A 24,560-nucleotide genomic window follows, 5' to 3' on the forward strand; every position below is an offset into this window, starting at 1 on the left:
ATGTATTTCATTGCCCTGGCCACTGACTATGACGGCACGCTGGCGCATGAAGGGGTCGTTGCCGAGAAGACGCTTGCGGCGCTTGAACGCTTCAAGAAGAGCGGGCGCAAACTCATTCTCGTCACCGGGCGCGAGCTGCCCGACCTGAAACGCGTCTTTCCCGAAGTCGCGATCTTCGACAAGGTGGTCGCGGAAAACGGGGCGCTGATCTACACGCCGGCCAGCGAGGAGGAGCGGACGATATCTCCGCCGCCCGCCCCCGAGTTCATCGCCAAACTCAGGAAACGCGGTGTCAAACCGCTTTCGGTCGGACGCTCGATCGTCGCAACCTGGGAACCGCATCAGGCTACCGCGCTCGAGGTCATCAAGAAATTGGGGCTGGAGCTGGAAATCATCTTCAACAAGGGCGCGGTGATGATCCTGCCCAGCGGCATCAACAAGGCGACCGGGCTGACAGCTGCGCTTCAGGACCTCAGATTGTCGCCGCACAACGTCGTCGGTGTCGGCGACGCCGAAAACGACCACGCCTTCCTGCGCGCCTGCGGCTTCAGCGTGGCCGTCGACAACGCACTGCCGGCAGTCAAGGATACGGCGGATCTCGTGACACGCGGCGCGCGCGGAAAAGGCGTCGAGGAACTGATCGCCAAGGTGGTCGAGCGCGATCGCGAGCTTGTGCCGAACCGCGACGGCATTCTGCTTGGCTCGGAGGATGGCAAGGAGGTGTATCTGTCGCCAACCGATACGGTGCTGATCGCCGGCAGCTCCGGCATCGGCAAATCGACCCTGGCGACCGCACTGACGGAGCGCTTCGTCGAGAGAAAGTTCCAGTTCTGCATCTTCGATCCGGAAGGCGACTATGACGGCCTCGAAGGCGCCGTCCGGCTGGGCGACGGCTCGAACGCGCCGACGAAGACGCAGTTGCTCGATCTCCTGGAGAAGCCGGACAACAATCTGGTCGTCAATGGCCTGGCGCTGCGCGTTAACGAGCGGCCGGACTTCTTTGCCGACCTGCTGCCGGGCCTTGGCGGTGTTCGCTTCCGCACGGCACGACCACACTGGCTGATCATCGACGAGGCGCATCACCTCTTGCCGAAGCGGCGCGACGACACGCCAATGGTGCTGGCCATGGAATTGCCGGGCACGATCCTGATCACGGTTCATCCGGACGCGATCTCAACCGAGGCATTGCGGCTGGTCACCGCCGTCATCGCACTCGGCCCCAAGGCGAAAAAGGTCATCAAGACGTTCTGTCACGAGACCGGCACCGAACCGCCAAAGCACAAGGACCTGAACTCTCCAAAAGACGAGCGCGTGCTGTTCTGGCGGCCGCAGGCGCGCAAGAAACCTGCCATGGTCGAGCCGATCGAACCGCGACAGTCGCTCAAGCGCCACAGCCGCAAATATGCCGAGGGCCAGCTGGACGAGAAGGGCAGCTTCTATTTCCGCGGCCCCGACAATGCGATGAACCTCCGCGCCCATAATCTGATGATTTTCGCCCAGATCGCCGAGGGCATCGACGACAGGACCTGGGAACATCATTTGCGCGCCGGCGACTATTCCGAATGGTTTCGCCACCAGATCAGGGACAAGGAACTGGCGCGCGAAACCGCCGAAGCGGAGAAAGACGGCACACTTTCGGCGCAGGAGAGCCGCAGCCACGTCCTGGACGCGGTGCGCCGCCGCTATACCGCGCCCGCGACCGCGCCGAAGGAATAGATGCAAACGGCGCCCAGCCGGTCCAAGCCGGCTGGGTTCACCTCGTGGTCGATCTCCGTCCCGCCTCGGCAGACGGCCGAGTCCCAGTCGGTTCCAACCGTCGATGGTCCATCGTGGAACCTCATCCGCCAAACGAGATTGTGTTCTATCGGGCGCCAGATCTATTCAATGCTGAATAATTGCCCGAAAGGAGACGATGGATGAGCAACGACCGGGACAAGGATGGTCCTGTCTTTTCAGCGGAACAGGCGCGGCAGGGCGAGATCATCCTGCGGACGCGGGCGCGCCGGATCATTTTCATCGCCGGCCTAGTGGGTCTCGTCTTGCTGGCATTGGTGGTGTGGTGGATTTGAATTCCTGACGGCTGGAGCGAAATCATGAAATCACAGCTTGTTGCCGAAAGCGCCGGACAGAGAACGTTCGTCGTTGTGCTTGATCCCGGCGAAGAGGCGTTTGCGCAGCTGACCGCGTTTGCGGTCGACCACGGCGTTGGCAGTGCGTCGCTGACCGCGCTCGGTGCTTTCGAAACGGCGACTGTCGGCTGGTTCGACCCCGGGGAAAAGACCTATCGGAAAATCCCCGTCCGGGAACAGTGCGAAGTGCTGAGCGCGATCGGCGATGTTGCCATCGGCGACGACGGCAGGCCCAGCTTGCACGTCCACGCAGTCCTTGGATTGAGTGACGGCACCACGAGGGGCGGTCATCTGCTGGACGGCATCGTGCGGCCGACGCTCGAGGTCACATTGGTGGAGACGCCTGGCCATCTGCGCCGCAGGCACCGTCCCGAACTCGGCGTCGCCCTGATCGACTTGGAGGCTTGATCCGAGCCGATCACTTCGTTGATTTGACTGCGGCCGTTTCGGGTACGACCTCCCAACCGAAGACGCTGCGGCCGCCGAGCAGATGCGATTGCTCGAACTCCCCGGCGACGATTTCCTTCAGGCTTGGGCCGGTGACATAGCGCTCGACCTGCCTCGACTGGTCGTCCAGCCGCCGCAAGGCGCCGATCTCTTCGTCACGGCCGAGCCTGGCCTTCTGGACAGCCGACTTCAGTACGCCGATGGTCTCGTCATAGACCTTCAGCGGCACGGGGAACGGGTGCCTGTCCTTACCGCCATGCGCCAGCGAGAAACGGCCTGGATCGGAAAAACGGCACGGCGCGCCATGCACGACTTCGGCGACCAGCGCCAGCGCCCGCACCGTGCGCGCGCCGACATTGGGCACCAGGAGAAGCCCGGCGAAATCTGTCGGGCCGCGCTCGGCCGCCGCCGCGATGTTGCCGTGCAGGCGGCGCATGACGACATCGCTTTCGCGCACATCGTGGTGCGCCGGCATCACCAGATGCGGCAGCAGCTTTTGTGCCGGCTCCGGCGCTGGCGCCGAACCCCGCTCCAAAGCGGCAAGCTCCCTCACGATGCGATCCGGTCCAAGGTCGTGCAGAAGGTCCAGTTGTCCCTGGCGCGACGCTTCAGCGCGGCGGTCGGTTAGGTTGACGATCTCGCCCTGGTTGGCGCCCTCGATGGCAGCATGCGGCTGGTCGACAAAGCTCTTCAGGCCTTCGGACAGCCAGTGATAGCGGCGCGCCACCTTGCTGTCGCCGTTCATGCCCTGCTGCACCACCACCCACTTGCCGTCGTCGGTGACGATAAAGCCGTGCAGATAGAGATCGAAACCGTCCTGGACCGCGGCGCTGTCCACCTTGGCGACAAGCCGGCTGGCAGTCGCGAGGCCTTGCCCGTCGAGGCCGACACGCTCGCCGATCAGGGCAAGCTCGTGCGGGGTCTTGCGCGAATGCGCGCCGCGGCCGCCGCAAACGTGGATGCCGAGTTCGCCGGAAAGCGGCGACAGACCGCGCTTCAAGGCACCGACGACGCTGGTAGTGATGCCGGAAGAGTGCCAGTCCATCCCCATCACGGCGCCAAAGGACTGGAACCAGAACGGATGCGCCAGCCGGCGCAGCAATTCATCGCGGCCGTAATGGTGGATGATCGCCTCGCACATGACCGCGCCAAGCCGCGTCATGCGGTCGCCGAGCCATTTCGGCACGCGTCCGCCGTGAAGTGGGAGATCAGCACTTCCCGATCGCTGTGCCACGCTCTTTTGCTTGCTCCTTGAGTCCTGCCTCGACAGATAGGTATCGAAAGGGGTGTGGAGAAGCTATGGCCTGATTCAGGCCGCGATCGTTGCAAGCCGCCAGCTAGCGGGCAGGTTCGCTGAGGAGATCAAACTTCTGGATCTCGCAATGCTCGCCCACCGATGCCAGCAGATCCATTGGCGGTGCGCCAGTGTCGGGCCGCCTCCAACTGATCTCGAACGAGAACACAGGGTCCTTGAGATCTGGGCGCCTCTCTATTGCGACGAGGCGTGCCTGGTAGCCAAGCGGCCCGATGAGCGTATCGAGCTCCTGTCGAGCCGCGGCCTTCCACGTCAGTGCCAACTGGGCATGGTGTTCGCGCGACATTCGAAGGTCCACCCATTTCAGGACCAGCAAGGTGGCCAGCGTCAGCGCCGTGCCGGCCGCGCCCAAGCCGTATTGGCCACCACCGAAAGCCAATCCGATCGCCGTCATCACCCACAACGTGGCCGCCGTGGTGACGCCGCTGACAAGATTGCCGCGGCGAAGAATGGCGCCACCGCCGATAAAGCCGACGCCGGTCAACACGCCCAGCGGAAAGCGCAAGACGTCCATCGTTGCAAACGAATCCGGGTGCTTGCCAACGGTCTCGAGCAGAATACTGGCCTGGATCATTGTGATGGCGGCGGCCAATCCGACCAGCACGGTGGTGCGTAGCCCCGCCGCGTGCCCGCGCGCCTCGCGGTTGAGGCCTATCAACAGGCCGGCGAGCGCGGTCAGAAGCAGTCGTGCCGCGATGTCCTGCCAGACCGGAACAACGAGGAGCATCGCGTTCACCCGTCAGGCCAAGCGCTGCTGGCCAGGAATAGCGCCAAGGTCAAAGCGAACAAGGGCAAGAGCGTCTTCATCGCAAATTCTTTTCGTCGATAAGCAACAAACGATGCGCTTGGATTTTGGTTGCGCCGCCGACGATTCACCCCGGCGATGGGCAGCGGCGGAACAAAACCTTCGGCCTGCGGGTTGGTGGGTTCACACCAACGAAGGATTTGCAGTCATGGTCCGCTTGCTGCTTGCCGGAGCCGTCGCTTATCTGGCCTATCGCATCACCAAGGAGATCGGTGGGTCCGACGAGGTCGATCCGCGGTCGCCTTCACCCGACCAAACCGGCCGCAAGGTGCCGAGGCGGGAAAGCGGGGCGCAGGGGAATGGCCGGCGACGGTAGCGAATGCCTCAGCGGCGGCGCGGACCAGCCATGACCGCATTTCCGTTGCCGCTCGACCTTCGTCCGATGGAAGCCAAAGCCGCCGACGCAATTCCTGGCGGCGACGGGCTTTGGCAGTACGAACCGAAATGGGACGGGTTTCGCTGCCTCGTGTTCAAGGGCGACGATGCCGTCGATCTGCGTGCAAAATCGGGCAAGCCGCTTGGCCGCTATTTTCCCGAACTGGTCGCGGTGCTGCGCGATGTGAGGTCGCGGCGGTTTGTTGCCGACGGCGAAATCGTCATCGAGATCGACGGATCGTCCTCGTTCGAGGCGCTGCAAATGCGCCTTCATCCCGCCGAAAGCAGGATCCGCAAGTTGAGCCTCGAGACGCCTGCCATGCTGGTCCTGTTCGACATGCTGGCCGAACCCGGCGGCGGGATCATCATCGAAGAGCCTCTCACCACCAGGAGGCAGGCGATTGAGGCCTTTGTCGCGTCGGCGGCACGGCCCGAACTGCACCTGTCCAAATATACGCACGACGCCGCTGCCGCCGAGCGCTGGCTGCAAGGCGCCGGCCATGGCTCGACCGACGGTGTCGTTGCAAAACTGATCGCCGGGCCATACCGGCCCGGCGAGCGCGCCATGGTCAAGGTCAAGCGGCTGCGCACTGCGGATTGTGTGGTCGGCGGCTTTCGCTATCTCGCCGGCAGCAACGAAGTCGTATCTCTGCTGCTTGGCCTCTACAATAACGAAGGCAGGCTGGATCATGTCGGATTCACCTCGACCATCGGCAAGGACGACAGGGCGGCGCTGACGAGGCGGCTGGAAAAACTGCGGGCCAAACCGGGTTTCACCGGCAAGGCGCCGGGCGGGCCAAGCCGCTGGAGCACGGAGCGCAGCGGACAATGGGAGCCGATAAAGCCTGAACTGGTGGTCGAGGTTCGTTTCGACCATGTGACAGGCGACCGGTTCCGGCACGGAACCAAGCTGTTGCGCTGGCGGCCGGACAAAGAGCCCCGGCAATGCACGTTCGATCAGATCGAGTAAGCCCGCAGCGATGCACCGCTTCAAGGCTCTAGCTGCCCGCTCTACCGTTCATGACAGACCAATGCAGAATTCACCAGTTCACCGCGGCCAACCGAGCCTTGGCAATCATTTCCGAGGCTCGGTTGCGGTTTTGAAATCAAGCGGCTTCTTGCATTGCGCGTTCGTTGACACCGCTTTCGCCGAGCTTGGAAAGCGCTTCGTCGGTCGCGACCTCTTCCTTGAGAGTTGCCCTGAGCAGCTCGACAACGTCGCTCTTGCCGAGTTCTTCCGCCCACGCGATCAAAGTGCCGTAGCGAGCGATCTCGTAATGTTCGACGGCCTGCGCCGCGCCGACAAGCCCGGCGTCGAGCGCGGGAGCACCGTTATACTCCTCGAGCACTTCCGAGCCCTCTTCGATGATGCCGTCAATCGCCGGACAGGTCTTGCCGCGGGCCGGCTTGCCGAATTTCTCGAACACCTCTTCCAGGCGGTCGACATGTCCTTCGGTTTCCATGCGGTGTTTCTCGAAGGCGGCGGTCACTTCTTCCGACTCCGCGCCCTTGGCCATTTTAGGCAGCGCTTTCAGTATCTTCTTCTCGGCGTAGTAGAGGTCTTTGAGCCCGTCGAGGAACAGATCCTCAAGGCCCTTGCTTGCCGCCTTCGCGGCCTTTTTCGTGGTCGCCATGATCCTCTCCCGAATGGTTGGTGCCGCCTCGCAAAGTAGAGGCGTCCCATAACCCTCCGACGGGAAACAAGTTCCCTGACGGTCCGGGAGCTTTGAAAATTTTTCCGACCCGCCGTGTAGTGTCGCAAGGGGCCTCGACCTGCGGCAGCAATCGGCCAGGAAAGCGCCGCGTCAGCGCTCGCCGATATGCTCGACCAGGCGGGTATATTCGGCCTCGGCCAGGCCGTAGCCGCCATCCGCCAGTGCGACGAGACCATCGCGATCGCGAATGATAATTTCGCCGCGGCGGGACCGGATGAGCCCTCGCCCCTCGAGCAGCTGCAGCGCGACCGTGACACCCGGACGTCTTACGCCAAGCATGATCGACAGGAATTCGTGAGTGATCGTCAGCCGGCCGCCGTCCACCCGATCGTCACACATGAGCAGCCAGCGCGCCAACCGGTCTTCAAGTTTCGATCGCGCGTTGACCAGCGCGGTATAGCCAGTCTGGACATGCAGATATTGCACGTAGCGCAGCAAGAACAGCCGCAGCGTCGGGCTTTGCGTCAGCGCCGCCTTGAACGGCTCGGCGTCGATCCTGGCGGCTTCTCCCGCCAGCTGCACATAGCAATCATGGACCGTACGGTCGTCGCCCATTATCAGGGCCGAGCCGGTCATACCTTCCAAGCCGACAAGGCCAACTTCCGCATCGCTGCCGTTCGGCATTTTCGCAACCACCGAACCGATGCCGTCCTCGAGGAAATAAATGGCCTCGATCGGCGATCCGGACACTTCGAGCGATTGCCGTAACTCCAGCGAACAGCGCTCGATGTGCGGCTCGAGAGATGCGAAATCGCCGGCGCTCATCCGGCGCAACAGCTTGTTTCTGTATAGATTTCTATTGGAAATTGCTGGATCAGACATAGCTGGCCCCAAAACAGGGCAAGAGCTTTTTTATCTCCCAGCCGTCCGCGCCCGGTATAACCTGCGGACGATAATGCTCATATAAGCACTGAAAGGTATGGAGCCTACTAAATAAAAAAATGAATCGATGCACGGCACTTTCTCCTGCCGCTTGCCTACGACAACATCCGACTGAAAGTTAGAGTTGGAAGCGTACCAAAGACGGTTTGGTACGAAAACGACAATTGAGGTCACCGGACGCGAAAGAGCCCGTCGCGAGGGATGCAACGGGCTCCATTCGGGCGTCGTGGGCTACGCCCAATGATCCAAATGAGGGGTGGTTTGGATCGCAGCAACAATGCAGGTGCAAGGCAGTCGTTCCCAAACTGTCTGTTTGGTAATTTCCGTACATTGAGTTTGGACGAGAGCGGCGCTAATTGAATTGGAGTCGTCCACACAGACATGGCGAGTGGACGCTTGAAAGACGCTTCGCGCTTTCGCCCTTTTTCAAGGGAGGATGGCATGTCGATGCAAGGTGCAGCAACTCCAGCCGAACTGAGCGTGCTGAAAAAAGCGCTCGACGACTGCTGCCGCGAGTTGGGTGTTGCGGACGACAGTCCTGTCCGCGAGCGGTTGGCCGCCCGTATCATGTCGCTGTTCAACGAAGGCGTGCTCAGCGCCGATCTGAAAGAAGCGCTGGCCGCCGATCGCCAACACTAAGCTGCTGCTATGGTGGTGTCCTCGGTGCCGAAAGGTTCGGCACCGGGTCGCTCTTTTTAGCCAGGGATCCTGGTTGGCCAAGGATCTTGGAAATCTTGTCTCCAAAACGCCCGGCGCTTGTTGCCAAGCGGCAGGCGTTTTTGTCGCGAGCGTGACACTAAGGCGCGTCGCGTTCGACTGGCCTCATGCGATGCGCTTTAGGTACCTGTTTTATGCATGTCGCTATCACAAAACCGCTGCACACCCTCGGGTCGAGCCCGAGGGCATGCTTTTGCGCGACGTGCATCAAATGCGCCCAAGCAGGACCAGGATAATGACGATAAGCAGCACCAGGCCGAGGCCGCCACCACCGTAATAGCCGGTGCCATAGAACGGTCCGCCGCCCAAGCCGCTGAAGCCGCCAAGCAAGGCAAGGACCAAGATAATGATGAGAATGGTTCCAAGGCCCATGATGTCTGCTCTCCTTCTTTGCGCTGCCGCCATTCGCATCAGCGCGTCGCATTGTACAAAGGTATGAACTCGCAAGGAGCATTCCTGTTCCGGCGGGACGGTAAGGCGTACGCTCATGCGGCGAGCAAAATGCCGGGCTGTGCCGTTAGAAAAGTCCACAGATGCGTGCCCGCGGAGAATGGCATGCCGGCCACCTTGAACACCTGAGAACATGCTGAATTTCATGGGGAATTTGTCGGAACCTTCGCCCGCCCGAACGGTTGTTTTCGTAGTCGCAACGCGACGACCCTCGTAAAAAGGAGAAGCATCATGCTCACGAAAATTCTCGCAGCTTCGGCGCTTACGATCGGTCTGGCCACGTCAGCGATGGCCCAGAACGTCGGCGACCCGTCCGGAGCCGCTGCCGACGGTAGCGGGCGGACGGTCGTAGTCCCGGATAATGGCGGCCCTGACACCGGCACGGATTCGACCATCACCAATAGCATTCGCGATTTCTCAACGACGAATTCGAATGCCGACCGGAATTGCCCGCCGGGCCCGCAGGGGGCTCTGCCCGATGCGACCGGCAAGGCTCCGGGCACGATGGCGCCGACGGTGAACGACAACCACTGCGGCAAGTAGGCGCCCGGTCATCACAGCCTGACGAGGCCGCGGAGCTTAAGCTCCGCGGCCGGCTGGTTTTGCCGTAAAATCAGCCTAGCGGCCGCGGTGGTCGAAGCTGACCGCGATATCCCGACCGTCCAGCGCCCGAACGATGAAGCCAACCAGCTCCTCGTCGGTTTGCCGGAACCGGGGAAAGCGTTTGCGCAAATCGGCTATGACGACGGTGGTCGAGAGAATGTCGCCGGAATGATAGTCGGCCATGATGGTATGAACGGCAGCGTCGGTGTCAATACCGATTCCTAGCGGCGACCTGATCTGCCCCACGGAAGCCTCCACCCATCTCTCTCCCAGCCAACGATAGCAAGACTGCCGCAAAGCGAAAGAGCTTGTACGATTCCGTACGATCTCGTGGCTTGCGTTGCACTTTGCAGGACGCAGCCGGCGTCTTTTGTTTTGCGTTTCCAAACCATTGTTTGGCGTGGCGGCAGCTGTGGCCGCCACGACCAGGCAACCTCGCCGCAGCTTGCGCGTTGAGCCAGCGGAGGGATGACATCAGCCTCGGAGAACCCCCATGAAAACCCTTCTATCCATCACTGCGGCAGCGATGATGGCCGGCGCACCTTTGGCTGCTTTTGCCCAATCGGCGACGCTGACGCCTCTAACGACCGACACCATGAGCAAGGTTGACACCGCGACGCTCGTCAAGACCGTGCCCATCGCCAATACATTCGAAATCGAATCGAGCCGACTTGCGCAGACGCAGGCGACTGCCGACGACGTGAAGGCATTCGCGGCGCAAATGGTCACGGACCACACCAAGGCCGGCGAGGACTTCAAGGCGGCGCTCAGCAAGGGTCAGACGACTTCGGCCACCGCGCCAGCCGGCCCGTCGCTGGACACCAAGCACCAGGCGCTGCTCGACCAACTCAAGGAGGCCAGCGGGGACAGCTTCCAATCGAAATATATCGACATGCAGACCCAGGCGCATAAGGAAGCGGTGGCGCTGTTTTCCGCTTACGCGAATTCCGGCGACGATCCGGCGATGAAGGAGTTCGCCAAGAAGACGCTGCCGGTGCTGCAAATGCACGAACGTCATGTCAAGGATCTCGCTGCCGCGCATCAATGAGAGCGAAGAGTGCCTTTTGCAAACGAAAGGCCGCCCTACACACGGCCTGTGTGACGCGGCTGTCGTCCGGCGACACGGCCGGGAACAAAGCACCGAGAGTGTCGTTATTTATCCGGCTTGTTCGGGGAGGATCCAATGGAAGGCGGCATTCGCGGGGCCTCAAGGATAGTAGCGCCGGCTTTCGGCGCCGTCCTGGTCGCCGCTGTCACAGGCTGAAATCGCTTTCCGAACGGGACAGGCTGCCTTCATGCGCTACGGCGAGATATTTGCAAATGTTACGGCTCTCATGTTGCTGGCCTTGATGATTGGCGGCGTCTTCGTCCTGTTTAGAGACCCGCTGTGGCCGCGGCACTACGCGAGAATGGTGCTGGTTACGGATATCGATGCCATGACCACCGCGTCAGTCCGAACAAGCTGCGTGCCCAGTCCCTGCCTGCCCGACACCATCGATCACACCGTGCTCACTCCTCGCCCCGAGGACGGACCTTGATTTGCGATTTGCAGACGCTGGAGCCGGGTACGGAAAAGCCCGCCGCCCGAGCTGCGCGGCGGGCCTTTTTGGTGCATCAACCCACGGTAGACCGTCTGGCCACGACTAGGTCAGGATAATCACGATCTTGTAGGTATTCGGGTCGACGATGACGATCCGGCCGTCGGCGAGCACGAAATACTCATAGCCTTCGTAAGCCGGAACGATCTTGACGATGCGCGCCGGCAGGCGATGCAGCCGGACCTTCTTTCGCGGAACCTCGACACCGACAGAGATGTCGAAATCGACGCTGGAAACCGGTTGGACGTTCGTCTCCTTGATGACCTGCGTGATCTCCGTCTTCTGTTCAACGGTCACATTGTTGATGGAAGCGGTCGAACTCTGGTCTTGCGTCTGCGTCGAGGCATTGCCCTGAGTCTGCTCGGTGGTCGTGGTCCCAGTCTTGCCCTGAGCCTGCTCCTCGGTCTTCATTTTCGTGTTGCCTTGGGCCTGCTCGGTGGTGGTGGTTCCGGCCTTGCCCTGGGCTTGCTGATCGGTCTTCATCTTTGTGTTGCCCTGGGCCTGCTGGTCAGTCGTGGCGCCAGCCTTGCCCTGGGCTTGCTGGTCAGTCGTTGCGCCGGCCTTGCCTTTGGCTTGGTCATCGGTCTTCAGCTTCTTGTTGCCTTGCGCCTGTTGATCAGTTGCAGCGCCGGCCTTGCCCTGAGCCTGCTCGCCCATCTTGGCGCCGTTCTGGCAATTGGCAGTGCCGGCTGCACAATTGGCGCCGGACTGGTCGTCGGTCGACTGCTGCGTCTGGGCAAGTGCAGCCCCGCAGCTGACGCTGATTGCTAGCATGCTGGTGATCAGAACGCCCTTCATGAGAGATCTCCTTGGAAAACGCGTCCCTTCACCGCGCAAAACTGCGGCTAAAAAACTTTGTTCCAAACTAATGGAGCGAAACGGCAAGCGATCCGAGTGGCGGAACAAGCTCCACCTGATGACGTTACCGGCCTATAGCGACCCCGCTGCGAACAGCATGACGCGGCGCAGCGCAGAGGTGGCTCACGACAAAAGGAGACGATCATGAGAATGCATCTTTCGGCCGCCGCGGCTGGGTTCTTGCTGCTTGCGGGTGTTGGCGCCGCTGCCGCTCAGGACGTGATCATCGAACCGCAGCAGGAGACGATCGTACGCGAGTATGTGAAAAAGCAGCCTCTGGCGTCCGTCCAGCTTCCCGGCGTGGAGCTCAATGTCGGCTCGACCCTGCCCGATACCGTCGAGCTTCATGAGGTTCCCGACGTCAAATACCGCTATGTCGTCGTCGACAATCGGACCGTCCTGGTCGATCCTGGCACGCGCAGGATTGTAAAGGTCATCGAGTGAGCAAGCGCGTCGCTTTGAAGGGACATGCGGCGCGTCCAGCATTGTCGAATCCCACACTGCTGCCCGTGTTGGGCATTCGGACGCAGAAAGGCCCGCCGCTTCGAAGCACGGCGGGCCTCGTAGCGGAGACGACGTCCGGACAATTTCTGAACCAGCATTGGCTTAGAACGCATGATCCCAGCACGCCCTGTGCTCGCCAGGCCCGAAACTTTGAGAGAATATTCCTGGCTTCGCATTTCGCGGGAAATACGGTGCTTTGATCCGATGGTCAGCATTCCCGATGATGCCGGCAAGGCTTGGCACTCCGCCTGGCCGCAACGACTTCAGAACCGACGGGATAGATCATGTCTTGGAATACCAACACTTTGCTCTCATTTCTCTCCGCAAGTATAAACCGGCGCGCCGGTCTGGCTGTACTTTTCGCGTCGGCGGTTGCGATTGTCGGCCTTGCTGCGCCGTCGTTCGCCGAAGACAAGACGGCGGTCAAGGTCGGCATCATGAGCGGCGAGGACGAGGATGTGTGGCGCGTCGTCACCGCCCAGGCGGCGGAGAGGGGGCTGACGATCGAGACCGTGGTGTTCAACGACTACACCCAGCCGAATGAAGCACTCGAGCGTGGCGAAATCGACGCCAACGCCTTCCAGCACAAGCCCTATCTCGACAACCAGATCAAGACGCAGGGCTATCACATCGTCCCGGTCGGCTATACCGGGGTCTGGCCGATCGGCCTCTATTCCAAGAAGTACACGAAGATTGCCGACCTGCCCGAAGGCGCCGTCATTGGCGTGCCGAACGACCCGTCCAATGAGGGCCGCGCACTGCGCGTTCTGCAGAGCGAAGGTCTGATCAAGCTCAGGGAAGGCACCGGCATTCTGGCGACGACCACCGACATTGCCGAAAACCCGAAGAAATTGGTCGTCAAGGAGCTGGACGCCGGCATTGTCGGGCGCTCGGTGGAAGACCTCGACGGGGCCGTGGTCAACACGGATTGGGCGCTTAAAAGCGGCCTCACACCGGAGAACCGCATCGCCCAGGAGGCGGTGGCCGACAATCCCTACCGCAACTTCATCGCGGTCAAGGCCGGCAATGAAAACCAGCCCTGGGTAAAGATATTGGTCGCCTCCTACCAGAACGAAAAGGTGAAGGCCGAATTCGACCGAGTCTACAAGGGAACCGGCATCAGCGCCTATTGATGCCGAGCTCGACTTGGCGCTGAAGCCCGGCATGATAAAGCGGTCCGCGCTCCAACGCGGACCGCGATCGCGTTTTGCGGGACACCAATACAGGAACTCTCATGAACCAGCATTTCGCCTCGGTCACCGAAGTCATGCATCCCGTCGGCAGCCGTTCCGCCGGACCGAACGACGTCGTGCGCCTCATCGAGCTGAAGCGCCGCTTCGGCGCGACAGCGGCGCTGGACGGCGTATCGCTCAGCGTGCGCCAGGGCGAGATCCTCGGCATCATCGGCCGGAGCGGCGCCGGCAAGTCGACGCTGATACGCTGCCTGAACGGCCTGGAGCGGCCGGATACAGGACAAGTCTTCATTGAAGGCCGCGACATCAGCCGGCTCGGCGAGCGCGAATTGCAACCGCTGCGCCGGCGTATCGGCATGATCTTCCAGCATTTCAACCTGCTGTCTGCCAAGACGGTCGAAGACAACGTAGCGCTGCCGCTCAAGATCGAAGGCCGGCCCAGGGCCGAACGCCTGGCGCGCGCTGCCGAGCTGCTCGAGCTCGTCGGCCTGTCGGAGAAGGCGAAAGCCTATCCGGCGTCGCTGTCGGGCGGGCAGAAGCAGCGCGTCGGCATTGCCCGGGCGCTTGCGGCGCGCCCGGCGCTGCTGCTGTCCGACGAAGCGACCTCGGCATTGGACCCGGAGACGACGCGCTCCATCCTCGCCTTGCTCAGGGATATCAACCGGCAGCTCGGCCTGACCATCCTGCTCATCACCCATGAGATGGAGGTGATCCGTTCGATCGCCGATCGTGTCGCGGTGATTGACGCTGGGCGGATCGTCGAGCAAGGGCCGGTGTGGTCGGTGTTTGCCGATCCGAAGTCGGCGATCACACAAAGCCTGCTCGGCGGCATCCGGCCGCAATTGCCGGCGGAGATCGCAAGCCGGCTAACGCAGAACGCCGGCCTGGAGGCGATCCTCAGGATCGACGTGGCGGGTGAGGCCGCCCAAAGCCCGCTTTTGTCCGATCTTGCCTCGGCAGTTCCCGGCTCGTTCCGCCTCGTGCATGGCGGCATCGATCACGTTCAGCAGCAGCCTGTCGGGACACTGTTCGTGGCGGTCGCCGGCAGCAATGAAGCTCACCTGGCAGAGGTGATCGCGTTCTTGAAAGCCCGCCAAGCGCGGGTGGAGGTGCTTGGCCATGTCGCCGGTTCTGTTTGAGCTTCTCGTCCGTTCGATCTGGGAAACGATCCTGATGACGGCCGCCTCCGGCCTCATCTCGCTGGTTTTCGGGCTGCCGCTCGGCCTGGCGCTGGTCGCCACCGACCGCGGCGGTATCGCCGAAAACCTGTGGGTGAACCGCGCGCTCGGAGCGGTCATCAACGGCTTCCGCTCGGTGCCTTTCATCATCCTGCTGGTTGCGCTGATCCCGGTGACGCGGCTGATCGTCGGCACCTCGATCGGCACCTGGGCAGCGATTGTGCCGCTGTCGATCGCGGCGACGCCCTACTATGCGCGGATCGCCGAAGTGTCGCTGCGCGAGGTCGACCACGGGCTGACGCGCCATGGGCGGCAACCGCTGGACGATCATTCGCGAGGTGCTGGTGCCGGAAGCGTTGCCCGGCATCGTTGCCGGCTTCACGGTGACGCTGGTGACGCTGATCGGCGCCTCGGCCATGGCCGGTGCCATCGGCGCCGGCGGTCTCGGCGACCTCGCCATCCGCTACGGCTACCAGCGCTTCGAGACATCCGTCATGATCGCCGTTGTCATTGTGCTGATCATCCTGGTCTGCGGCATCCAGTGGGCCGGCGACCGGCTGGTCGCGAGGCTGGACCACAGAGCGTGACCGGCGAAACGCGGCCAATCAACGCCTTTAATTTCCGGGAAAGTTCAGATTGTTCTCGATGGTCTCGCTCGCCCAAGCGAGCTTTTCGCGATCGTCGGGGCGCAAGGGAGCCTCGACCGCGACGGTGAACAAGTGCCAGGCGAGACTGTCGGATAGAAGCCATGTGGTGACCTGTTCGCTGAAGATCACCTGCCCCTTATCGAGTGTCTTGATGTTGCCGGTAATCAAGTCCGCACAGTGCAACATGGCCTCGGGGTAAGGGCTATCACGCCATGCCGCTAATGCAGCTGCTACATCCATTCCGGCAAGCACTATGCCCTCCAGCCAGGGAACCGCGTTCCCTTCATCGGGATGTATGGTCATCGCTTTTCGCCAGGCAACCTGAAACAGCACCTCGACAGCCTGCTGTTCTTCCAACGGCCAATCGCGCCAGGAGGTCCTTTCGAGCTTTGCGGCAATCACGTTGGCGTCGAACCCCATCGAAGGTTCGCCTTGGATGGCAAGTTCAAGCACTCTCGGCAGAAAGTGCCGGTAGTCATCGACGTCGCCGACCGTCCATATGGCCGATCCGGCATAGGCGCCGAGGTTTTCACCACTGAGCTCCCGAAGCGGACCACTGGATACTCCCCGAAAGATCGATTCCAAATCCTTGTACGGCGAGCCATGCAGGTGGCGGGGCGATGGATAAGACGCGAAAGCGGCATAGACGCGTTCGACTGCGTGGGCCAGTTCGGACGAGAGATCAGCCTCCAGGGGATTTGGATTGCTCATCCGCTACGACTCCGAACAGGTCTCTGGCTTGCTCTGCGGTATAGTAGCCGAGCTTGACATCCCGAGCGACCAATTGCGGATCGCGCTGCAACGGATCGCCGTAGCCGCCGCCGCCAGGCGTGCCGACGCACACGCGGTCGCCTGTCTTCAGCGCGATGTCCTGCTCCTTGGACAGATGCGGCGGCACATGTTCCTTGCCGTCTCGGAACACGGTGACCGTGTTGACCGCGCCGTCCTTGCCGCCGAGCACGCCTTGCGGGCCGAACCGGCCGTGATCCATGACGAAGGAGGCGCGGGCGTCGCCGCGCAGGATCTCGACCTCATAGGCGAGGCCAAAACCGCCGCGATGCTTGCCGGCGCCGCCCGAGCCTTCGCGCAAGGCATAGTGGCGGTAGAGCACCGGGAAGGCCTGCTCCATGATTTCGACCGGCGGCGACTTGGAGATGCCTATGGTCGAGCAGCCATTGGTCAGGCCGTCGTGACCGGCATTGCCGCCATACCCGCCCCCGGAGATCTGATACATGACATAATCGCGGCCGCGGGCCGGATCGTTGCCGCCGAGCGCGAAATTGCCGCTGGAGCCGGCGGGGGCCGCCGTCACCTTGTCCGGCAGCGCCTGCACCATCGCCGCGAACACCGCTTCAGCAATGCGCTGCGAAACCTCGGCCGCGCAGCCCGATACCGGGCGCGGATATTTGGCGTCGAGGAAGGTGCCTTCCGGCCGCTTGACGATCAGCGGCTCGAAGGCGCCGGCGCTGATCGGCACGTCGGGGAAAATGTGCCGCATGGCGAGATAGACCGAGGACAAGGTCGTCGCCAGCACGCTGTTCATCGGCCCAGCGCAGGGCTTTGACGAACCGGAGAAGTCGAAGCTGAGCGTGTCGCCCTGTTTTTCGACGGCCAGCGCGATAGTCAGCGGCTCGTTGACCACGCCGTCGGAATCAACAAAAGCCTGCGACCGGTAAATGCCGTCGGGAATGGCTGATATGTTCGCGCGCATCTGTTCGGCGGCGCGGCGGCGCAGTTCGGCGATCGCATCGACGACCGTTTCATCTCCGTAACGATCCAGGATTCCGTTCAGTCGGTCTTGACCGATCAGCAGTGCCGCCGCCTGCGCCCGGATGTCGCCGATGCGCTGGTCGGCAACCCTGATGTTCGAGCAGATGATGGCGTAGATCTCAGGGTCGAGCACGCCCTTCTTGAACAGTTTCACCGGCGGCAGTCGCAAGCCTTCCTGCTCGACCGCTGTTGCCGAGGCGGAAAAGCCGCCCGGCACCGAACCGCCGATGTCGGGCCAGTGGCCGGTGTTCGACAGCCAGCAGAATATCCTGCCGTCGCGGTAGACCGGCATGGCGAAGCGCACATCCATCAGGTGGGTGCCGCCGAGATAGGGATCGTTGACGATGTAGATATCGCCCGGCTCGGGCGGCAGGCAGCGTCCGTCGGCGATCATCTCGATCACGGTTTTGGTCGAATACTGCATGACGCCGACGAACACCGGCAGGCCCTGGCTGCCTTGCGCGATCAGCGAACCATCGAGCGCTGAATAGATGCCATCCGAACGGTCATTGGCCTCGGCGATGACAGGCGAGAACGCGGCGCGCGAAAACGTCAGGTCCATTTCGTCGCAGACTTGCTGTAGCGCCGCCTGGATGACTGAAAGGGTGATGGCGTCGAGTTTTTCCATCTCAGGCCTCGCCGATATCGATGATGATGTTGCCGTCGGCATCCGATCGCGCCCGGTCGCCGGGCTCCAGCACAGTCGTCGCGTCCATCTGTTCGAGGATCGCCGGACCTTCGATTGTTGCGTCGAGCGGCAACTTCTCTCTGCTGTAGACCGGCGTGTCGTACCAGCGCCCGCCATACCAGACAGGCCGGATCTCGCGCCGCGCCTCTTCGAGCGTTTTGGCGCGCCCAGCCGGGTCGATCAGCCGGGACAGATCGATTGCCGGCCGCACGCCGGTGACCGAGGTGTTGAGGTTGACCAGATTGGCGCGGATTTCCGGCAACTGGACCTTGAAGCGGGCGAAATAGGCCTTCTCGAACAGGTGCTGCAGTCCCTCGGGTGTCACCGCAGACGACGGCAGCGGCACGTTGATGATATGCGTCTGGCCGACGAACTGCATGTCGGCGGAATGCGTGACGCGGATCATTTCCGGCTTCACCGCCTCCTTGCCGATCAGCTCCTCGCCTTCGTTTCGGTGCCGTTCCAATGTCTCATGGAGCTGGGTTTCATCGAGACTGGGCACCGACTGATTGACCGTGTTGACGAAATCATGGCGCAGATCGGCGACGACGCAGCCGAGAGCATTGGTGATGCCTGGCCGCGCCGGCACCAGCACTTTCGGCAGGCCTAATTCGCGCGCCAATGCCGTCGCATGCAGCGGCCCGGCGCCGCCGAAGGCGAACAGCGCGAAATCGCGCGGGTCGTGGCCGCGCGACACCGAGACCATGCGGATGGCGCCGGCCATCTTCACGTTGCCGAGCCGCAGCACCGCACCCGCCGCCTCGACGCCGGACAAGCCTGTGGCGCGGCCGATCCTGTCCTCGAATATGCCGGTGACCCGTTCGACGGTGACCGGGTTTTCCACCGCGAGCAGCTTCTTCGGCGCCAGCCTGCCGAGCACCAGATTGGCGTCGGTGATGGTCGGCTCCAAGCCGCCGCGTCCGTAGCATATCGGGCCGGGATTGGCGCCGGCGCTTTCCGGGCCGATCTGGATCAGGCCTGCCGCATCGACGTGGGCGATCGAGCCGCCGCCGGCGCCGACCGTATGCACCGCCACCATCGGCACGTGGATCGGCATCGCATACTCGATCTCGATCTCGTTCGACACCGCCGGCTCGGCGTTGCGGATCAGCGCCACGTCGGTCGAGGTGCCGCCCATGTCATAGGTGACCAGGTTTTCGAAGCCGGCGCGTTTTCCCGTATAGGCGGCAGCAATGACGCCGGAAGCGGGGCCGGACATGACAGTCTTGGCCGACTCACGTGTGACAAAGCGGGCCGAGATCATGCCGCCATTGCCGTTCATGATCAGGAAGTCGCGGGCGTAGCCTTTTGACGCCAGCTCCTTGCGCAGCCGCTCGACATAGCGTTCGAGGATCGGTTGCACCGAAGCGTTGACCGAAGCGGTGACGCCGCGCTCGAATTCGCGCGCTTCCGAAAGCAGCGCATGGCCTGTCGTGATGTAGCCGTTCGGCCAAAGCTCGGCCGCGATCTCGGCGGCACGCCGCTCATGCCTCGGGTTGGCGTAGGAATGCAGGAAATGGATGACGAGGGATTCGCAGCCGGCCGCGATCAGTTGTGAAATCGCTGCCCGCATCTCGGCCTCGTCGAGCGGGATGCGCACCGCGCCCGAGGCCTCGACCCGCTCCGACACTTCGAGCCGCAGATTGCGCGGAATGATCGGCACGAACGTGCCTGTCATGCCATAGGCTTGCGGCCGTGTCCGCCGGCCAAGCTCGATAACGTCACGAAAGCCGCGCGTGGTGATCATGCCGGTCTTGGCCAGCCGGCGCTCCAGGACCGCGTTGGTGGTGGTCGTCGTGCCGTGCACGATGAGGTCGATGCCGTCGACCGGAAATCCGGTGGCGCCAAGCGCCGAAACGACACCGAACGCCTGGTTGTCGACTGTCGTCGGGGTCTTGGCGATGTGCACCCGGCCGCCGTCACGGCCGTCGATCAGAAGCAGGTCGGTAAAGGTGCCGCCGACATCGATACCGGCGACGACGCTGCCCGTCGAATCCAGAGCTTGCGCCGAAAAATTCTGTCCCATTGTCGAAACCCGAAATGCCCGAACTGCCTACATGCCTTAGTTTGGAAAGCTGTTTTACGGCGGCGTCTTGACGCAAATATCGTTTGTATACTAATAAATTCCGGACACAAGAGCTTACCGCTTCGGAGTGTGCAAACGGCACGCTGGAATCTGACCGGTTCGGGCGCGCAGGTGAGGATTTGGCGCGGCCGCTGAGCTGGCCCGGAAGGTTAGGTTTGATGAACACCACATCCGCGTTCAACACTGCTGGCGCCCGGCCGTTGCAGTTCCCGATACCGGCCAATGTCTATGCCGAAACCGTCGTCTCGGTGAAGCATTATACCGACCGGCTGTTTTCGTTCCGCATCACCCGGCCGCAATCGCTGCGCTTCCGTTCCGGCGAGTTCGTCATGATCGGCCTGCCCAATGCCGAGAAGCCGGTGTTCCGCGCCTATTCGATCGCCAGCCCTGCCTGGGACGACGAACTCGAATTCTTCTCGATCAAAGTGCCGGACGGCCCGCTCACTTCGGAGCTGCAGAAGATCGAGATCGGCGACACCGTTATCATGCGGCAGAAGTCGACCGGCACGCTGGTGGTCGACGCGCTGACGCCGGCCAAGCGCCTGTTCATGATCTCGACAGGCACCGGCATCGCGCCCTTCGCCAGCCTGCTGCGCGATCCCGATACCTATGAGAAGTTCGAGCAGGTTATCCTGACCCATACCTGCCGCGACAATGCCGAGCTCACCTACGGCCAGGAGCTGGTGGCCGCACTGGAGAACGACCCGCTGATCGGCGAACTGACCGGCGGCCGCGTCACGCTCTACAATTCGACGACGCGCGAGACCTCCGAGCGCATGGGCCGCATTACCGCGCTGATCGGCTCGGGCAAATTCTACAGCGATCTCGACATCGACAAGCTCAATCCCGAGACCGACCGCATCATGATCTGCGGCTCGATGCATATGCTCAAGGACGTCAAGGAACTGGCCGAAAGCCTCGGCTTCCAGGAAGGCTCGCTGCACCATCCGGCAAGCTTCGTCGTCGAGCGCGCCTTCGTCGGCTGAGACGCGGCAGTTCAGAGTCTACTGGTTTGCGAACCTGATTTTGACCATACGGTCAAAAATCGGCTGCCTTGACTGTCTTTTTCCGCTATGACCGCTTGAAGGACTCGTGAAGCGCTGCTTCACGGTCTATCTTCGGCATAACTCGCTGAACAAGGGGCAGGAGATGAGCAGCACAATCCGCGAAACCGATCTCGGCACGTCCAAGATCACGCCGCTGCCGGCGCGCGCCGCGGCCAATGCACCAATCCCGCAAGCCCATGGCATTGCTCGCAATCCCGGCATGAGGCTCGATCTCGGCTTCATGGAATCGATGCGCGGCGTCAACCGCTCGGCGCTGGAACGCCGCGTCGCCAGCCTGACCAAAAGACGCTCGATCAAGGCCGATAACCAGGCCGCCTGGCTGCTGCGCGCCGTCGCCTGCATGGACCTGACGACGCTGAACTCGAACGACACGGAAGAGCGCGTGCGCCGGCTTTGTGCCAAGGCGGTCAACCCGTTCCGTCGCGACATTGCCGAGGGGCTCGGCATTACTGGTGAAAAGATCCGCCCGGCGGCGGTCTGCGTCTATCATCCCTTCGTCGCCACTGCCGTCGAAGCGCTGCGCGGCAGCGGCGTCCATGTCGCCGCCGTTTCCACGGCTTTCCCGCATGGCCTTGCACCGCTTTCGACACGTCTGCAGGAGATCGAAGCATCGGTAAGGGACGGCGCCGACGAGATCGACGTCGTCATCCCGCGCGGCCTGGTATTCGGGGCGAAATGGCAGGAGCTCTATAACGAGATTGTCTCGATGCGCGCCGCTTGCGGCGAGGCCCATCTGAAGGTGATCCTCGGCACCGGCGACCTCGCGACGCTGCGCAACGTCATGCTCGCCTCGATGGTGGCAATGATGGCGGGTGCAGATTTCATCAAGACCTCGACCGGCAAGGAAAGCGTCAACGCGACGCTGCCGGTCGGCCTTGCCATGGTGCGCGCCATCCGCGCCTATTTCGAGGAAACCGGCTATCTCATCGGCTTCAAGCCGGCCGGCGGCATTTCCACGGCAAAAGCCTCGCTCGACTGGCTGGTGCTGATGAAGGAAGAGCTGGGCCGGCCGTGGCTGGAGCCGGAGCTGTTCCGCTTCGGAGCATCGAGCCTTTTGACCGATATCGAGCGCCAGCTCGAGCATCATCTGACCGGCCACTACTCGGCCAATCATCGCCACGCGATGGCGTGATTCGGAGCGCGCCATGAACATTCTCGAACGCTATCACGCCATGGAATACGGCCCGGCGCCGGAGGCGCGCAGCGAGGCCGATGCGTGGCTTGCCGCGTGGGATTTCGGCAAAGCGCTGTTTATCGGCGGCGACTGGAAGGCAGCCAGCGGAGGCAAAACCTTCGACACCAGCGATCCGTCCTCGAGAAAGCTGCTGGCCAAGGTGTCGGATGCCGGTGCCGCCGATATCGACGCGGCGGTTTCGGCCGCCACAAAAGCGCTGCCGAAATGGAGCGCCAGCACTGGTTATCAACGCGCCAAAGTGCTCTACGCCATCGGCCGCGCCATGCAGCGCCACCAACGGCTGTTCGCGGTGCTGGAATCGATCGACAATGGCAAGCCGATCCGCGAAAGCCGCGACATCGACGTGCCGCTGGCCATCCGCCATTTCATCCATCATGCCGGCTGGGCGCAAGCGCTGGACAGGGATTTTCCAGGCCATAAGGGGGTCGGCGTCGTCGGCCAGATCATCCCGTGGAACTTCCCGCTCTTGATGCTGGCCTGGAAGATCGCGCCGGCGCTCGCCGCCGGCTGCACCGTGGTGCTGAAGCCAGCCGAATTCACGCCGCTCACCGCGATCCTGTTCGCCGAGATCTGTGAACGATCTGGCGTGCCGAAGGGCGTCGTCAACATCGTCCAGGGCGGGCCGGAAGCGGGTGGGGCAATCGTCAATCATCCCGGCATCCAGAAGATTGCCTTCACCGGTTCGTCCGAGGTCGGCAAGATCATCCGCAAAGCCACCGCCGGTTCGGGCAAGAAACTGTCGCTGGAGCTTGGCGGCAAGTCGGCATTCGTCGTTTTCGAGGATGCCGACCTCGACAGCGCCGTCGAGGGTCTGGTCGACGGTATCTGGTTCAACCAAGGCCAGGTGTGCTGTGCCGGCTCGCGCCTTCTGGTGCAGGAAGGCATCGCCGATGCCTTCATCGCCAAGGTCAAGACGCGGATGAGCCGGCTGCGCGTCGGCAGCCCGCTCGACAAGAACACCGATATCGGCCCGCTGGTCGACTTGACTCAGCTCGATCGCGTCAAGGGCCTGATCGCCGAGGGCGCCAAGCAGGGCGCGATCTGCTGGCAGCCGGACTCGGCGCTGCCCTCCTCGGGCTATTACCATCTGCCAACGCTGGCGACAGGTGTTTCGCCGGCTAACATTCTGGCACAGGAAGAGGTGTTCGGGCCGGTGCTCGCCACCATGACCTTTCGCAACACCGAGGAAGCGGTCGAGCTCGCCAACAACACGCGCTATGGCCTGGCTGCTTCGGTGTGGAGCGAGAACATCAATCTTGCCCTGCACGTCGCGCCGCAATTGAAGGCCGGCGTCGTCTGGGTCAACGGCACCAATATGTTCGACGCCTCCTGCGGCTTCGGCGGCTACCGCGAGAGCGGCTTTGGCCGCGAAGGCGGGCGCGAGGGCATGTTCGAATATCTCTCGGCAAAACTGCCGCTCGGCCCGATCATCAAACCGGCAACGTCTTCGGCGCAACCTGTCGAGCAGGCCGAAGGCGATGCCATCGACCGCACGGCAAAGCTGTTCATCGGCGGCAAGCAGGTCCGGCCGGACGGCAATTATTCCTTCGCCGTCGCCACCGCCAAGGGCAAGCTTGCCAGCGAGGTCGGTCTCGGCAACCGCAAGGATATCCGCGACGCCGTCGCGGCCGCGCGCGCCTGCAAGGCCTGGCCGGAGGCGACCGCCCACAACCGCAGCCAAGTGCTCTACTACCTGGGCGAAAATCTGTCCGGCCGCGCCGACGAGTTTGCCGCCCGTTTGACCCAGCTCACCGGCGCGACCGCCAAGGCGGCGCGTGACGAGGTCGAGCTGTCGATCGAGCGCCTGTTCCTCTATGCCGGCTTGGCCGACAAATTCGAGGGCCGCGTCCACCAGCCGCCGGCCCGCGCCGTCACGCTGGCACTGCACGAACCGGTCGGGGTCGTCGGTATCGTCGCGTCGGACAACGCGCCTCTGCTTGGCCTGATCTCGCTGGTGGCGCCGGCGCTTGCCATGGGCAACACGGTAGTCGCAGTGCCATCCGAAAAATACCCGCTGCTTGCCACCGACCTCTACCAGGTCATCGAATATTCCGACGTTCCGGCAGGCGCCATCAATATCGTCACCGGCCGTAGCGCCGAGCTTGCCGGCGTATTGGCCAAGCATGACGATGTCGACGGGCTCTGGGTGTTCGCCGACGCCGAGACTTGCGCCAAGGCCGAGGCCGAGTCCATCGGCAATCTCAAACGCGTCTGGACCGGCAACGGCCACAGCCTCGACTGGCCCTCGAACGAAGCAGCCGGCGATGCCTTGCTGCGCCGTGCGATCGAGGTCAAGAACGTCTGGGTGCCCTACGGCGACTGAGTGTCCCGGAGGGAC

General features: G+C 62.6%; 25 protein-coding genes and 1 pseudogene. 16 read left to right on the forward strand and 10 right to left on the reverse strand.

Annotation, left to right across the window (positions count from 1 at the left end):
• From NKI24_RS16770 to NKI24_RS16780, 3 genes are all read left to right on the forward strand, one after another.
• Complete coding sequence (locus tag NKI24_RS16770) at positions 1–1,716, forward strand: HAD family hydrolase (protein WP_352449578.1); 1,716 nt, start codon at positions 1–3, stop codon at positions 1,714–1,716.
• 200 nt (positions 1,717–1,916) lie between these two features.
• Positions 1,917–2,069, forward strand: coding sequence for a peptide ABC transporter permease (locus NKI24_RS16775; RefSeq protein ID WP_352449579.1), 153 nt, complete (start codon positions 1,917–1,919; stop codon positions 2,067–2,069).
• A 24-nt stretch (positions 2,070–2,093) separates the two neighbouring features.
• Positions 2,094–2,537: a PPC domain-containing DNA-binding protein gene (locus NKI24_RS16780; protein WP_352746793.1), complete on the forward strand. Its 444-nt coding sequence runs from the start codon at positions 2,094–2,096 to the stop codon at positions 2,535–2,537.
• A gap of 10 nt (positions 2,538–2,547) precedes the next feature.
• Here NKI24_RS16780 and NKI24_RS16785 read toward each other — a convergent pair whose 3' ends face one another.
• Positions 2,548–3,810 carry a DUF763 domain-containing protein gene (locus tag NKI24_RS16785; protein ID WP_352449581.1) on the reverse strand — a complete coding sequence of 421 codons (1,263 nt, stop codon included), beginning with the start codon at positions 3,808–3,810 and terminating at the stop codon, positions 2,548–2,550.
• Positions 3,811–3,913: 103 nt separating this feature from the next.
• On the reverse strand, positions 3,914–4,618 hold the full coding sequence (locus NKI24_RS16790; RefSeq protein WP_352746795.1) for an MgtC/SapB family protein: 705 nt from the start codon (positions 4,616–4,618) through the stop codon (positions 3,914–3,916).
• A gap of 226 nt (positions 4,619–4,844) precedes the next feature.
• On the opposite strand from NKI24_RS16790, the gene NKI24_RS16795 reads away from it, so the two are divergent.
• Positions 4,845–5,012, forward strand: a complete 168-nt coding sequence (locus tag NKI24_RS16795) for a hypothetical protein (RefSeq protein WP_023677102.1) — start codon at positions 4,845–4,847, stop codon at positions 5,010–5,012.
• 30 nt (positions 5,013–5,042) lie between these two features.
• Complete coding sequence (locus NKI24_RS16800; protein WP_352746797.1) at positions 5,043–6,041, forward strand: ATP-dependent DNA ligase; 999 nt, start codon at positions 5,043–5,045, stop codon at positions 6,039–6,041.
• Between the two features lie 136 nt (positions 6,042–6,177).
• On the opposite strand, the gene NKI24_RS16805 is transcribed toward NKI24_RS16800, so the two are convergent.
• Complete coding sequence (locus NKI24_RS16805) at positions 6,178–6,705, reverse strand: YciE/YciF ferroxidase family protein (RefSeq protein WP_023677104.1); 528 nt, start codon at positions 6,703–6,705, stop codon at positions 6,178–6,180.
• Positions 6,706–6,876: 171 nt separating this feature from the next.
• The gene (locus NKI24_RS16810) at positions 6,877–7,551 is read right to left on the reverse strand and encodes a Crp/Fnr family transcriptional regulator (protein WP_502894902.1); all 675 of its coding nucleotides are present in this window, start codon (positions 7,549–7,551) and stop codon (positions 6,877–6,879) included.
• A 558-nt stretch (positions 7,552–8,109) separates the two neighbouring features.
• Here NKI24_RS16810 and NKI24_RS16815 point away from each other — a divergent pair.
• Positions 8,110–8,307, forward strand: coding sequence for a hypothetical protein (locus tag NKI24_RS16815; RefSeq protein ID WP_292655400.1), 198 nt, complete (start codon positions 8,110–8,112; stop codon positions 8,305–8,307).
• 285 nt (positions 8,308–8,592) lie between these two features.
• Here NKI24_RS16815 and NKI24_RS16820 read toward each other — a convergent pair whose 3' ends face one another.
• Positions 8,593–8,757, reverse strand: a complete 165-nt coding sequence (locus NKI24_RS16820; protein ID WP_023677107.1) for a DUF3309 family protein — start codon at positions 8,755–8,757, stop codon at positions 8,593–8,595.
• A gap of 309 nt (positions 8,758–9,066) precedes the next feature.
• On the opposite strand from NKI24_RS16820, the gene NKI24_RS16825 reads away from it, so the two are divergent.
• Positions 9,067–9,378, forward strand: a complete 312-nt coding sequence (locus NKI24_RS16825) for a hypothetical protein (protein ID WP_023720549.1) — start codon at positions 9,067–9,069, stop codon at positions 9,376–9,378.
• A 75-nt stretch (positions 9,379–9,453) separates the two neighbouring features.
• Here NKI24_RS16825 and NKI24_RS16830 read toward each other — a convergent pair whose 3' ends face one another.
• Complete coding sequence (locus NKI24_RS16830; RefSeq protein WP_352746800.1) at positions 9,454–9,684, reverse strand: hypothetical protein; 231 nt, start codon at positions 9,682–9,684, stop codon at positions 9,454–9,456.
• A 247-nt stretch (positions 9,685–9,931) separates the two neighbouring features.
• Here NKI24_RS16830 and NKI24_RS16835 point away from each other — a divergent pair, with 247 nt between their 5' ends.
• Together NKI24_RS16835 and NKI24_RS16840 are read left to right on the forward strand one after the other, a co-directional pair.
• Positions 9,932–10,486: a DUF4142 domain-containing protein gene (locus NKI24_RS16835; RefSeq protein ID WP_352746803.1), complete on the forward strand. Its 555-nt coding sequence runs from the start codon at positions 9,932–9,934 to the stop codon at positions 10,484–10,486.
• A gap of 247 nt (positions 10,487–10,733) precedes the next feature.
• Complete coding sequence (locus NKI24_RS16840) at positions 10,734–10,976, forward strand: polymerase (RefSeq protein ID WP_352746805.1); 243 nt, start codon at positions 10,734–10,736, stop codon at positions 10,974–10,976.
• 105 nt (positions 10,977–11,081) lie between these two features.
• Here the strand turns inward: NKI24_RS16840 and NKI24_RS16845 are convergent, their stop codons facing one another.
• On the reverse strand, positions 11,082–11,834 hold the full coding sequence (locus tag NKI24_RS16845) for a DUF1236 domain-containing protein (protein WP_352746849.1): 753 nt from the start codon (positions 11,832–11,834) through the stop codon (positions 11,082–11,084).
• A 204-nt stretch (positions 11,835–12,038) separates the two neighbouring features.
• Here NKI24_RS16845 and NKI24_RS16850 point away from each other — a divergent pair, with 204 nt between their 5' ends.
• The 4 genes and pseudogenes from NKI24_RS16850 (at position 12,039) to NKI24_RS16865 (ending at position 15,356) form a co-directional block, all read left to right on the forward strand.
• Positions 12,039–12,338, forward strand: coding sequence for a DUF1236 domain-containing protein (locus tag NKI24_RS16850; RefSeq protein WP_352449591.1), 300 nt, complete (start codon positions 12,039–12,041; stop codon positions 12,336–12,338).
• A 344-nt stretch (positions 12,339–12,682) separates the two neighbouring features.
• A complete protein-coding gene (locus NKI24_RS16855; protein ID WP_352449592.1) occupies positions 12,683–13,531 on the forward strand; it encodes a MetQ/NlpA family lipoprotein in 849 nt (282 codons plus the stop codon).
• Between the two features lie 134 nt (positions 13,532–13,665).
• Positions 13,666–14,730 (forward strand): methionine ABC transporter ATP-binding protein, encoded by a 1,065-nt coding sequence (locus NKI24_RS16860; RefSeq protein ID WP_352746851.1) that lies wholly within the window; start codon positions 13,666–13,668, stop codon positions 14,728–14,730.
• Positions 14,711–15,356: pseudogene (locus tag NKI24_RS16865) on the forward strand (methionine ABC transporter permease). Before NKI24_RS16860 ends, NKI24_RS16865 begins: the two are co-directional and overlap by 20 nt.
• Before the next feature lie 27 nt (positions 15,357–15,383).
• On the opposite strand, the gene NKI24_RS16870 reads toward NKI24_RS16865, so the two are convergent.
• Genes NKI24_RS16870 through NKI24_RS16880 form a run of 3 tightly spaced genes read right to left on the reverse strand, consistent with a single transcriptional unit; the run spans position 15,384 to position 19,900 of the window.
• Positions 15,384–16,127: a hypothetical protein gene (locus tag NKI24_RS16870; RefSeq protein ID WP_352449594.1), complete on the reverse strand. Its 744-nt coding sequence runs from the start codon at positions 16,125–16,127 to the stop codon at positions 15,384–15,386.
• Positions 16,099–17,814 carry a hydantoinase B/oxoprolinase family protein gene (locus NKI24_RS16875; protein ID WP_352449595.1) on the reverse strand — a complete coding sequence of 572 codons (1,716 nt, stop codon included), beginning with the start codon at positions 17,812–17,814 and terminating at the stop codon, positions 16,099–16,101. Before NKI24_RS16875 ends, NKI24_RS16870 begins: the two co-directional genes overlap by 29 nt.
• Before the next feature lies 1 nt (position 17,815).
• A complete protein-coding gene (locus tag NKI24_RS16880; protein ID WP_352746810.1) occupies positions 17,816–19,900 on the reverse strand; it encodes a hydantoinase/oxoprolinase family protein in 2,085 nt (694 codons plus the stop codon).
• 218 nt (positions 19,901–20,118) lie between these two features.
• Between NKI24_RS16880 and NKI24_RS16885 the strand changes: the two genes are divergently transcribed.
• The 3 genes from NKI24_RS16885 to NKI24_RS16895 all read left to right on the forward strand — a co-directional run bounded on the left by NKI24_RS16885 (position 20,119) and on the right by NKI24_RS16895 (position 24,545).
• Entirely contained in the window at positions 20,119–20,946 is an 828-nt protein-coding gene (locus NKI24_RS16885; RefSeq protein WP_352449597.1) for a ferredoxin--NADP reductase, read from the forward strand.
• 163 nt (positions 20,947–21,109) lie between these two features.
• The gene (gene deoC, locus NKI24_RS16890) at positions 21,110–22,159 is read left to right on the forward strand and encodes a deoxyribose-phosphate aldolase (protein ID WP_352744910.1); all 1,050 of its coding nucleotides are present in this window, start codon (positions 21,110–21,112) and stop codon (positions 22,157–22,159) included.
• A 13-nt stretch (positions 22,160–22,172) separates the two neighbouring features.
• Entirely contained in the window at positions 22,173–24,545 is a 2,373-nt protein-coding gene (locus NKI24_RS16895; RefSeq protein ID WP_352449599.1) for an aldehyde dehydrogenase family protein, read from the forward strand.
• Positions 24,546–24,560 lie beyond the last annotated feature (15 nt).

The organism is Mesorhizobium sp. M0701, assembly GCF_040320365.1.
Taxonomy (GTDB): domain Bacteria; phylum Pseudomonadota; class Alphaproteobacteria; order Rhizobiales; family Rhizobiaceae; genus Mesorhizobium.

What these genes read in the sequence shown, in the direction of transcription:
- NKI24_RS16770 (WP_352449578.1), top strand. Translation starts at nt 1, where the DNA reads ATGTATTTCATTGCCCTGGCCACTGACTATGACGGCACGCTGGCGCAT.
- NKI24_RS16775 (WP_352449579.1), top strand. Translation starts at nt 1,917, where the DNA reads ATGAGCAACGACCGGGACAAGGATGGTCCTGTCTTTTCAGCGGAACAG.
- NKI24_RS16780 (WP_352746793.1), top strand. Translation starts at nt 2,094, where the DNA reads ATGAAATCACAGCTTGTTGCCGAAAGCGCCGGACAGAGAACGTTCGTC.
- NKI24_RS16790 (WP_352746795.1), bottom strand. Translation starts at nt 4,618, where the DNA reads ATGCTCCTCGTTGTTCCGGTCTGGCAGGACATCGCGGCACGACTGCTT.
- NKI24_RS16795 (WP_023677102.1), top strand. Translation starts at nt 4,845, where the DNA reads ATGGTCCGCTTGCTGCTTGCCGGAGCCGTCGCTTATCTGGCCTATCGC.
- NKI24_RS16800 (WP_352746797.1), top strand. Translation starts at nt 5,043, where the DNA reads ATGACCGCATTTCCGTTGCCGCTCGACCTTCGTCCGATGGAAGCCAAA.
- NKI24_RS16805 (WP_023677104.1), bottom strand. Translation starts at nt 6,705, where the DNA reads ATGGCGACCACGAAAAAGGCCGCGAAGGCGGCAAGCAAGGGCCTTGAG.
- NKI24_RS16810 (WP_502894902.1), bottom strand. Translation starts at nt 7,551, where the DNA reads ATGAGCGCCGGCGATTTCGCATCTCTCGAGCCGCACATCGAGCGCTGT.
- NKI24_RS16815 (WP_292655400.1), top strand. Translation starts at nt 8,110, where the DNA reads ATGTCGATGCAAGGTGCAGCAACTCCAGCCGAACTGAGCGTGCTGAAA.
- NKI24_RS16820 (WP_023677107.1), bottom strand. Translation starts at nt 8,757, where the DNA reads ATGGGCCTTGGAACCATTCTCATCATTATCTTGGTCCTTGCCTTGCTT.
- NKI24_RS16825 (WP_023720549.1), top strand. Translation starts at nt 9,067, where the DNA reads ATGCTCACGAAAATTCTCGCAGCTTCGGCGCTTACGATCGGTCTGGCC.
- NKI24_RS16835 (WP_352746803.1), top strand. Translation starts at nt 9,932, where the DNA reads ATGAAAACCCTTCTATCCATCACTGCGGCAGCGATGATGGCCGGCGCA.
- NKI24_RS16840 (WP_352746805.1), top strand. Translation starts at nt 10,734, where the DNA reads ATGCGCTACGGCGAGATATTTGCAAATGTTACGGCTCTCATGTTGCTG.
- NKI24_RS16845 (WP_352746849.1), bottom strand. Translation starts at nt 11,834, where the DNA reads ATGAAGGGCGTTCTGATCACCAGCATGCTAGCAATCAGCGTCAGCTGC.
- NKI24_RS16850 (WP_352449591.1), top strand. Translation starts at nt 12,039, where the DNA reads ATGAGAATGCATCTTTCGGCCGCCGCGGCTGGGTTCTTGCTGCTTGCG.
- NKI24_RS16855 (WP_352449592.1), top strand. Translation starts at nt 12,683, where the DNA reads ATGTCTTGGAATACCAACACTTTGCTCTCATTTCTCTCCGCAAGTATA.
- NKI24_RS16860 (WP_352746851.1), top strand. Translation starts at nt 13,666, where the DNA reads ATGCATCCCGTCGGCAGCCGTTCCGCCGGACCGAACGACGTCGTGCGC.
- NKI24_RS16870 (WP_352449594.1), bottom strand. Translation starts at nt 16,127, where the DNA reads ATGAGCAATCCAAATCCCCTGGAGGCTGATCTCTCGTCCGAACTGGCC.
- NKI24_RS16875 (WP_352449595.1), bottom strand. Translation starts at nt 17,814, where the DNA reads ATGGAAAAACTCGACGCCATCACCCTTTCAGTCATCCAGGCGGCGCTA.
- NKI24_RS16880 (WP_352746810.1), bottom strand. Translation starts at nt 19,900, where the DNA reads ATGGGACAGAATTTTTCGGCGCAAGCTCTGGATTCGACGGGCAGCGTC.
- NKI24_RS16885 (WP_352449597.1), top strand. Translation starts at nt 20,119, where the DNA reads ATGAACACCACATCCGCGTTCAACACTGCTGGCGCCCGGCCGTTGCAG.
- deoC (WP_352744910.1), top strand. Translation starts at nt 21,110, where the DNA reads ATGAGCAGCACAATCCGCGAAACCGATCTCGGCACGTCCAAGATCACG.
- NKI24_RS16895 (WP_352449599.1), top strand. Translation starts at nt 22,173, where the DNA reads ATGAACATTCTCGAACGCTATCACGCCATGGAATACGGCCCGGCGCCG.